This window comes from Leifsonia aquatica H1aii (assembly GCF_000633535.1).
In the GTDB taxonomy this organism is placed as follows: Bacteria; Actinomycetota; Actinomycetes; order Actinomycetales; family Microbacteriaceae; genus Leifsonia; species Leifsonia aquatica_A.
Genome location: NZ_AYMR01000014.1, coordinates 84,852 through 92,604, shown reverse-complemented (window position 1 = coordinate 92,604; position 7,753 = coordinate 84,852). Strand labels below are relative to the sequence as shown.

Genomic DNA, 7,753 nt, shown 5'->3' with positions numbered 1-7,753 from the left:
CCCCGGTGGAGCCCCGGCCCGCTCGCCGACAGCCCCCTCGCCGAGGGACCGCTCGCACCGGACCCGCTCACCGCCGCCCGCGCCCTCGACGGCTCCGACCCGCTCGCGACCTACCGCGATCGGTTCGTCGGGGTGCTCGACGGCACCGGGGTGAGCGCCTACTTCGACGGCAACTCCCTGGGCCGGCCGACGCTGGCGAGCATCGACCGGGTGCAGCGCTTCCTGGTCGAGGACTGGGGCGGCCGGCTCATCCGCGGCTGGGACGAGGAGTGGATGGAGCTGCCGTTCGCGATCGGCGACGCCCTCGGCAGCGCCGCACTCGGCGCGGGCGCCGGCCAGACCTTCATCGGCGACTCCACCACGGTCCTCCTCTACAAGCTGGCGCGCGCCGCCGTCGACGCCCGCCCCGGCCGGAGCACCATCGTGCTCGACACCGACAACTTCCCCACCGACCGCTACCTTCTCGAAGGCATCGCACGCGAGCGCGGCCTCGACCTGGTCTGGATCGAGGCCGACACCGAGGCGGGCGTGACACCGGAGCAGGTCTCCGCCGCGGTCGGGCCGCAGACCGCTCTCGTGGTGCTCAGCCACGTCGCCTACCGCTCCGGATTCCTGGCCGACGTGCCGGCCATCACACGGATCGCGCATGACGCCGGAGCGCTCGTGCTCTGGGACCTCTGCCACTCGGCCGGTTCCGTCCCGGTGGAATTGGATGCGTGGGGCGTCGACCTCGCGGCGGGCTGCACCTACAAGTACCTCAACGGCGGTCCCGGGTCGCCCGCCTTCGGATACGTCGCCGCAGCCCTGCAGGGCGAGCTGACCCAGCCGATCCAGGGCTGGATGGGCACGAGCGATGTGTTCGCGATGGGGCCCGAGTACCGCCCGGCCGACGGCCTCCGCCGCTTCCTCAGCGGCACACCGCCGGTGGTCGGCATGCTCGCGATGCAGGACACGATCGCGATGATCGCCGAAGCCGGGATCGACGCGGTGCGAGCCAAGTCGGTGGCGCTCACGTCCTTCGCGGTCGCGCTCGCGGACGAGTGGCTGGCACCGCTCGGCGCAACCCTGGCGAGCCCACGGGATCCGGACCGCCGCGGGGGGCACATCACGCTCAGCCACCCCGCCATGCGGCAGGTGACGGCGACCCTCTGGGAGCAGGACGTCATCCCGGACTACCGTGATCCGGACGGGCTCCGGCTCGGCCTGTCGCCGCTGAGCACGAGCTTCGAGGAGGTCCGCCGCGGGATGGCCGCCGTGCGGGACGCCCTCGGCACGCTGACGCATGACTGACGCGGGCGGCGCCCGCGAGGATCTCGAGGCGAGCTCCGGGAGCGCCACCGCCCTCTTGCGCACCCTCGTCGGCAGCGTCCTGCGCCCGCTGGGCGGGTGGATGTCGGCCGCCGGCACCGTGCAACTGCTCGGCTCGCTCGGCATCCCGTCCGCGACGGCACGGTCGAGCATCGCCCGCCTGGTCGCCCGGGGCGTGCTGCGGCGTGCGCTCGGCGACGACGGCGCACCCGGGTACGCGCTGGATCCCGCGGCCGTCCCGATGCTGGAGCGCGGCGACGCCCGCATCTTCGGCGAGCGCCGCCCGTCCGACGGCTGGTGCCTGGTGTCGTTCTCCTTCCCCGAGCGGCAGCGCGCCCTGCGGCACCAGTTGCGGCGCCGACTCGCCGCGATCGGCTGCGGCGTGGTCGCCGACGGTCTCTGGATCGGGCCGGCGTCCCTGGAGCAGGAGCTGGCGGACGTCGTGGCCGAGTTCGATGCCGCGCTGTTCGTGGGGGCGACGCCGCACGGCCCGCTGGCCGAGGGTGTGGCCGCCTGGTACGACCTCCCCGCCCTCCGGCAGGTGCACGAGTCGTTCCTCGCCCGGTTCGGCGCGGCCGACGCGTCCCCCGCGATCGGGGACGAGGAGGCGTTCGCGCTCTGGGTGCGCGCGCTCGACGAATGGCGTGTCGTGCCGTACCGCGACCCCGGCCTCCCGCGTGCCGGCCTCCCCGCGGACTGGCCGGGCGACGCCTCCGCCACCCTGTTCGCGCGCCTGCGGACGGCTCTCGAGCACCGGGCCGTCGGTCACGCCTCCCGCGTCGCCGGGCCGGACCGCGTGGCCGCCGCCGCACGGTAGAATCGCAGGCGAACCCCCCGACCGCGAGCGAGCAGGAGCGCACCTTTGTCGACGATCGTTGTGGAAGTCATGCCCAAGGCGGAACTGCTCGACCCCCAGGGCAAGGCCGTCGCCGGCGCCCTGTCCCGGATCGGCAAGGGGCAGTTCTCCGGCGTGCGCGTCGGCAAGCGCTTCGAGCTGACCGTCGACGGCCCGATCGACGACGCCACCCGCGCCGCCGTCCGTGAGATCGCCGACGAGATCCTCTCCAACTCCGTGATCGAGGACGTCGTGGGCATCCACTACCCCGACGAGGCGGACGCCTGATGCGCATCGGCGTCATCACCTTCCCCGGTTCTCTGGACGACCGCGACGCCCTGCGCGCCGTACGGCTCGCCGGCGCCGAGGCGGTCGCCCTGTGGCACGGCGAGCACGACCTCCAGGGCGTCGACGCCCTCGTTCTCCCGGGCGGTTTCAGCTACGGCGACTATCTGCGCTGCGGCGCGATCGCGAGCCTCTCGCCGATCATGACCGAGGTCGTCGACGCCGCCGGCCAGGGGATGCCCGTGCTCGGCATCTGCAACGGCTTCCAGATGCTCGCCGAGGCGCACCTCGTCTCCGGCGGCCTCATCCGCAACGACCACGGCAACTTCATCCGCCGCGACCAGGCGCTGACCGTCGAGAACACGGACACCCCGTGGACGAACGGCTTCGAGCAGGGCCAGGAGATCGTCATCCCGCTCAAGAACGGCGAGGGCGGCTTCATCGCGTCGGCCGAGGAGCTGAAGCGTCTCGAGGGCGAAGGCCTGGTGGCGTTCCGCTACCACGGCGTCAACCCGAACGGCTCGCTCAACGACATCGCGGGCGTGCGCAACGAGCGCGGCAACGTGGTCGGCCTCATGCCGCACCCCGAGCACGCGGTCGAGCCCGGCTTCGGCCCCGACACCCATGACGCGATGCGCTCCGGCGTCGACGGCCTCACCTTCTTCACCTCCGTCATCCGCTCGGCGCTCGTGGAGGCCTAGCCGCGACGCGCGGCGACGCCCCGTCACGAGCGGGATGCAACCTTTTCGCGCGAGCGGACATACGTGGGTATGAGACAAACCCCGGGGGATGAGGCCGAGCGCTGGGAGTCCGCTCGCGCGGGCGATCCCGTCGCGTTCGGTGACCTCTACGATCGTCACCGTGATCGGATCTACGGTCACGCACTGCGCCTGGTGCGCTCGTCGCACGATGCCGAGGACGTGACGGCGCTCGTGTTCCTGGAGGCGTGGCGCCGACGCGCGAATGTCCGCCTCGTCGACGGCACCATCCTCCCGTGGCTCTTCGTGACCGCGACCAATGTGGTCCGCAACCACGAGCGCACAGCGCGGCGGCACCGATTGGCGATGAGCTCCCTCCCGCCGGCCGACGTCGCACCTGACCACGCGGACGAGATCGACGAGCGGATCGACCGGGAGCGGCCGACCGCCGACCTCCGTGGCGCGTTCGCCGAACTCTCCGCTCGCGATCAAGACGTCGTCACCCTGTGCGTCCTCGAACAGCTTCCGCTCGCGGAAGCCGCCCAGACCCTCGGCGTCCCCCTGGGCACCCTCAAGTCGCGACTCTCGCGCGCCAAGGCGAAGCTGAGCCGCACGCTCTCCTTCGATGTGGATACCGATCTGACGGCCGGAGGTGCACGATGAACGCCGAGAAGCCCTTCGACGAGACCCGTAGTGCTGCGATCAAGCGCATGCTGATGAACACGGTGGCGGGAGCCCCCGAGCCCGACCCGTCCCGACGGCGACGGGCCGGGCTGATCGCGGGGCTCGTCGCAGCCGCCCTGATACTGGCCGGTGGATCCGCCGCCGTTGCTTTCAACGCGGGCGGGATCTTCCGTCCGGCGGAGGTGACGCCGTCGTCCCCGTCGCCCGTCCCGACGACGACGCCCACCTCCCCCCCCACCCCGACGCCGACGGCCCCCGCCCAGCCGGCGGTCCCAGGCTCGACCATCCCGCTCGGCTGCCCCGATCTGGCAGAGGCCGCGTCGGGTTCGCTCACGAACCCATCGCTCTCGTCTGACAGCTTCTACCGCGTGGTCGACGCTGCGCAGGAGCAGGCCGGAGTGCTGCACTGCCAGTGGAACGCGAACGGGGCGTCCGGGTTCATCACGTTCGACGCAGTGGCGGACGCGCAAGCCGGACGCGCCGACATCGAGGGTCTGCGGGCCGAGGGCGCGACGTCTCTCGGCGCGGGAGAGACCAGCGCGTGGTCGTGCGAGCAGCGCGATCTCGGCTGTTCCGTCTCCGTGGTGGACGGCGCCTACTGGTTCACGCTGAACCTTCAGGGCAGAGGGCTGACCAGAGAGGCGGCCGGCGCTGCCTTGACGACGGCGGCGGACGGCATCCTCGCTCAGTTGCGCGCCCATCCCGACCCTGTCCCCGCCTGGACGCCCCCTTCGAACGTCTGGAACGGAGCCGACTGCTCGGCTCTCTCCGCGGCGCCGATCGCGACGATTCTCGGCACGCCGGGAATCACGGGGCCGACGCCGACGAAGTACGGCGCCGTCAACGCCATCGACGCATACAGCGGCGACATCGGCTGCAAATGGTACGTCGGCTCCGACGCGCAGACCGCTCCGGACCAGCCCCGCTCCATCGCCGTGGACCTCGCTCCCGGTTCGGCTTGGGCGTGGGGTCGCAGGGACGTCACGTTCGCCTCGCTCGAATCCGTCGCCGTGTCGGGCGCCGATCAGGCCGAGCTGGTGTGCTTCACCTCCGAGGGCACCCCGATGTGCTGGCTCGACGTCCTCGCCGATGACAGTTGGATGCGCGTCGACTCGGAAGCGGCGACGCTGCCCGGCGACCGGGAACGGTACATCGCCGTTGCGGAGGCGGTGTTGGCACAGCGCTAGTCCGCTACCCCAGTGGCGTGTAGACGACCAGCCGGAGCTCGGGGTGGTCGGTCGGCGTCAGCTGGTGGTGCTCGTACCGCGCGGTGACGCCGTCCGGGAGGCGGAACAGCCGCTCGCGGGAGGCGAACCCGCTGATGTCGTAGTGCTCCCACGCCGCGCGGAACTCCGGGCTCGCCGCGCGCAACCGTTCGACGAGCGTCCGCACGCCCGGGTCTCCCGCCCGCGCGCCGGTCTCGGCGCGGAACTCGGCGAGGAACCGTGCGCTGGTCACATCCCAGTCGGGCAGCAGCTCGCGCACCGCGTCGTCCGTGTAGACCAGCCAGAGCAGGTTGCGGTCCTCGGCCGGCACGTCGCCGACCCGCGGGTACAGCCGGGTGTACGCCTCGTTCCAGCCCGCGATGCCCCAGTCGGGCGCGAGCGCGAACGCCGGGTTGGGGTCGATCGCGTCGAGCAGGCGCTGCAGGTGGGGAGGCGCATCCTCCACAGCCCGCGCCGCAACGGTCGGGGCGAGACCGAACCCGGCCAGGGAGAGCACGAACTCCTGCTCCGACAGGGGCAAGCGGAGGGTGCGGGCGACCGCGTCGAGCACCGACCGCGACGGGTTGATCGGGCGTCCCTGCTCGAGCCAGGTGTACCAGGTGACGCTGACGCCGGAGAGGTAGGCGACCTCCTCGCGCCGCAGACCGCGATCGCGCGTGCGCCCGACCGGCGGGAGGCCGTAGTCGGCGCGCGGGGCCTGCTCGCGCCGGGAGCGCAGGAAGCGCCCGAGCTCGCGGCGGCGGTCCTCGGTGTCTGGCACGGAGTCGATACTAGTGCTCTCACTACTAGTATCACTGCTGACTTCCGCTCCCGCGCGCGCGGCCGAAGGATGGGACCATGCCTCCCCTCCGTTCACGCACCGTCACGCACGGCCGCAACATGGCCGGCGCCCGCGCACTGCTGCGCGCCGCCGGCGTCGCCCGCGAAGACTTCGGCAAGCCGATCATCGCGGTCGCGAACAGCTTCACCGAGTTCGTCCCCGGCCACACGCACCTGCAGCCGGTCGGCCGCATCGTCTCGCAGGCCATCCACGACGCCGGCGGCATCGCCCGCGAGTTCAACACGATCGCCGTCGACGACGGCATCGCGATGGGCCACGGCGGGATGCTGTACTCGCTGCCGTCGCGCGAGCTGATCGCCGACTCCGTCGAGTACATGGTCAACGCGCACTGCGCCGATGCGATCGTCTGCGTCTCCAACTGCGACAAGATCACGCCGGGCATGCTGCTCGCGGCGCTGCGCCTCAACATCCCCGTCGTGTTCGTCTCCGGCGGCCCGATGGAGGGCGGCCGGACCACGCTCGTCGACGGCACCGTGCGCAAGCTCGACCTCATCTCGGCGATCGCCGACTCCGCCAACGACAGCGTGAGCGACACCGACCTGTTCCGCATCGAGGAGAACGCCTGCCCGACCTGCGGTTCGTGCTCCGGGATGTTCACCGCCAACTCGATGAACTTCCTCACGGAGGCGCTCGGCCTCGCGCTGCCCGGCAACGGCTCGACCCTCGCGACCCACACCGCGCGCCGCGCCCTGTACGAGAAGGCCGGCGCGACCGCCGTCGAGCTGGCCCACCGGTACTACGACCAGGACGACGAGTCCGTGCTCCCCCGCTCGATCGCGACCAGCGCGGCCTTCGGCAACGCCATGGCGCTCGACATCGCGATGGGCGGGTCGACCAACACCATCCTGCATCTGCTCGCCGCGGCGCGTGAGGGCGGCATCGACTACGACCTGACCGACATCGACGCCCTGTCGCGCCGCGTGCCGTGCCTGTCGAAGGTCGCGCCCAATGGCGCCGCGCTCGTCGAGGACGTGCACCGCGCCGGAGGCGTCCCGGCCCTGCTGGGCGAGCTGGACCGCGCCGGACTGCTCGACCGCGGCGTCCACAGCGTCCACGCCGCGACGCTCGAGACCTGGCTGGCCGACTGGGACATCCGCGGCGGCTCCGCGACGCCCGAGGCGATCGAGCTGTTCCATGCGGCCCCGGGCGGCGTGCGCTCGTCGTCCGCCTTCTCGCAGTCCGAGCGGTGGCACGAGCTCGACCTCGACGCCGAGACCGGTGTGATCCGGGATGTCGGCCACGCGTACTCCAAGGACGGCGGCCTCGCCATCCTGCGCGGCAACCTCGCCCCCGACGGCGCCGTGGTGAAGACCGCGGGCGTCGACGAGAGCATCCTCACCTTCAGCGGTCCCGCCGTCGTCGTGGACTCGCAGGAGGCCGCGGTCGAGGCCATCCTCGGCAAGCGGGTGAACGAGGGCGATGTCGTCGTGATCCGTTATGAGGGGCCGCGCGGAGGTCCCGGGATGCAGGAGATGCTCTACCCGACGTCGTTCCTCAAGGGGCGCGGACTGGGCGCGAAGTGCGCGCTCATCACCGACGGCCGCTTCTCCGGCGGCACCTCCGGCCTCTCCATCGGACATGTCTCTCCCGAGGCGGCGGCGGGCGGCCTGATCGCCCTCGTCGAGGACGGCGACACGATCAGCATCGACGTGCACACCCGCGCGCTGCGCCTGGACGTTCCGGACGCCGTGCTCGACGCCCGCCGCGAGGCCCTCGAAGCCGGCCGCGGCTACCGACCCCTCGACCGCGACCGTCCGGTGTCGGCGGCGCTGCGTGCGTACGCCGCGATGGCGCTGTCCGCCGACAAGGGCGCCGCGCGCGACGTCGACCAGCTCGAGGAGCGCGTTCGTACTTTCGGGTGATTCGCCGACGGCGG

The 7,753-nt window shown here is 72.2% G+C and carries 8 protein-coding genes; 7 read left to right on the top strand and 1 reads right to left on the bottom strand.

What is annotated here, in order from left to right; genetic code table 11:
- The 6 genes from U870_RS0115125 to U870_RS23240 all read left to right on the top strand — a co-directional run.
- A partial coding sequence (locus U870_RS0115125; RefSeq protein ID WP_025158225.1) for a kynureninase occupies positions 1-1,290 on the top strand: 1,290 nt, incomplete at its 5' end.
- Complete coding sequence (locus tag U870_RS0115120) at positions 1,283-2,125, top strand: PaaX family transcriptional regulator (protein WP_025158224.1); 843 nt, start codon at positions 1,283-1,285, stop codon at positions 2,123-2,125. The genes U870_RS0115125 and U870_RS0115120, both read left to right, overlap by 8 nt.
- Before the next feature lie 45 nt (positions 2,126-2,170).
- Positions 2,171-2,431 (top strand): phosphoribosylformylglycinamidine synthase subunit PurS, encoded by a 261-nt coding sequence (gene purS / locus U870_RS0115115; RefSeq protein ID WP_025158223.1) that lies wholly within the window; start codon positions 2,171-2,173, stop codon positions 2,429-2,431.
- On the top strand, positions 2,431-3,129 hold the full coding sequence (gene purQ, locus U870_RS0115110; protein WP_025158222.1) for a phosphoribosylformylglycinamidine synthase subunit PurQ: 699 nt from the start codon (positions 2,431-2,433) through the stop codon (positions 3,127-3,129). The genes purS and purQ overlap by 1 nt, the downstream gene beginning before the upstream one ends.
- A gap of 69 nt (positions 3,130-3,198) precedes the next feature.
- Entirely contained in the window at positions 3,199-3,789 is a 591-nt protein-coding gene (locus U870_RS0115105; RefSeq protein WP_025158221.1) for an RNA polymerase sigma factor, read from the top strand.
- Positions 3,786-4,997 carry a hypothetical protein gene (locus U870_RS23240; RefSeq protein WP_025158220.1) on the top strand — a complete coding sequence of 404 codons (1,212 nt, stop codon included), beginning with the start codon at positions 3,786-3,788 and terminating at the stop codon, positions 4,995-4,997. Before U870_RS0115105 ends, U870_RS23240 begins: the two co-directional genes overlap by 4 nt.
- 4 nt (positions 4,998-5,001) lie before the next feature.
- Here the strand turns inward: U870_RS23240 and U870_RS0115095 are convergent, their stop codons facing one another.
- Positions 5,002-5,796 carry a helix-turn-helix transcriptional regulator gene (locus U870_RS0115095; protein WP_025158219.1) on the bottom strand — a complete coding sequence of 265 codons (795 nt, stop codon included), beginning with the start codon at positions 5,794-5,796 and terminating at the stop codon, positions 5,002-5,004.
- Positions 5,797-5,873: 77 nt separating this feature from the next.
- On the opposite strand from U870_RS0115095, the gene ilvD reads away from it, so the two are divergent.
- Entirely contained in the window at positions 5,874-7,739 is a 1,866-nt protein-coding gene (gene ilvD, locus U870_RS0115090; protein WP_025158218.1) for a dihydroxy-acid dehydratase, read from the top strand.
- Positions 7,740-7,753 lie beyond the last annotated feature (14 nt).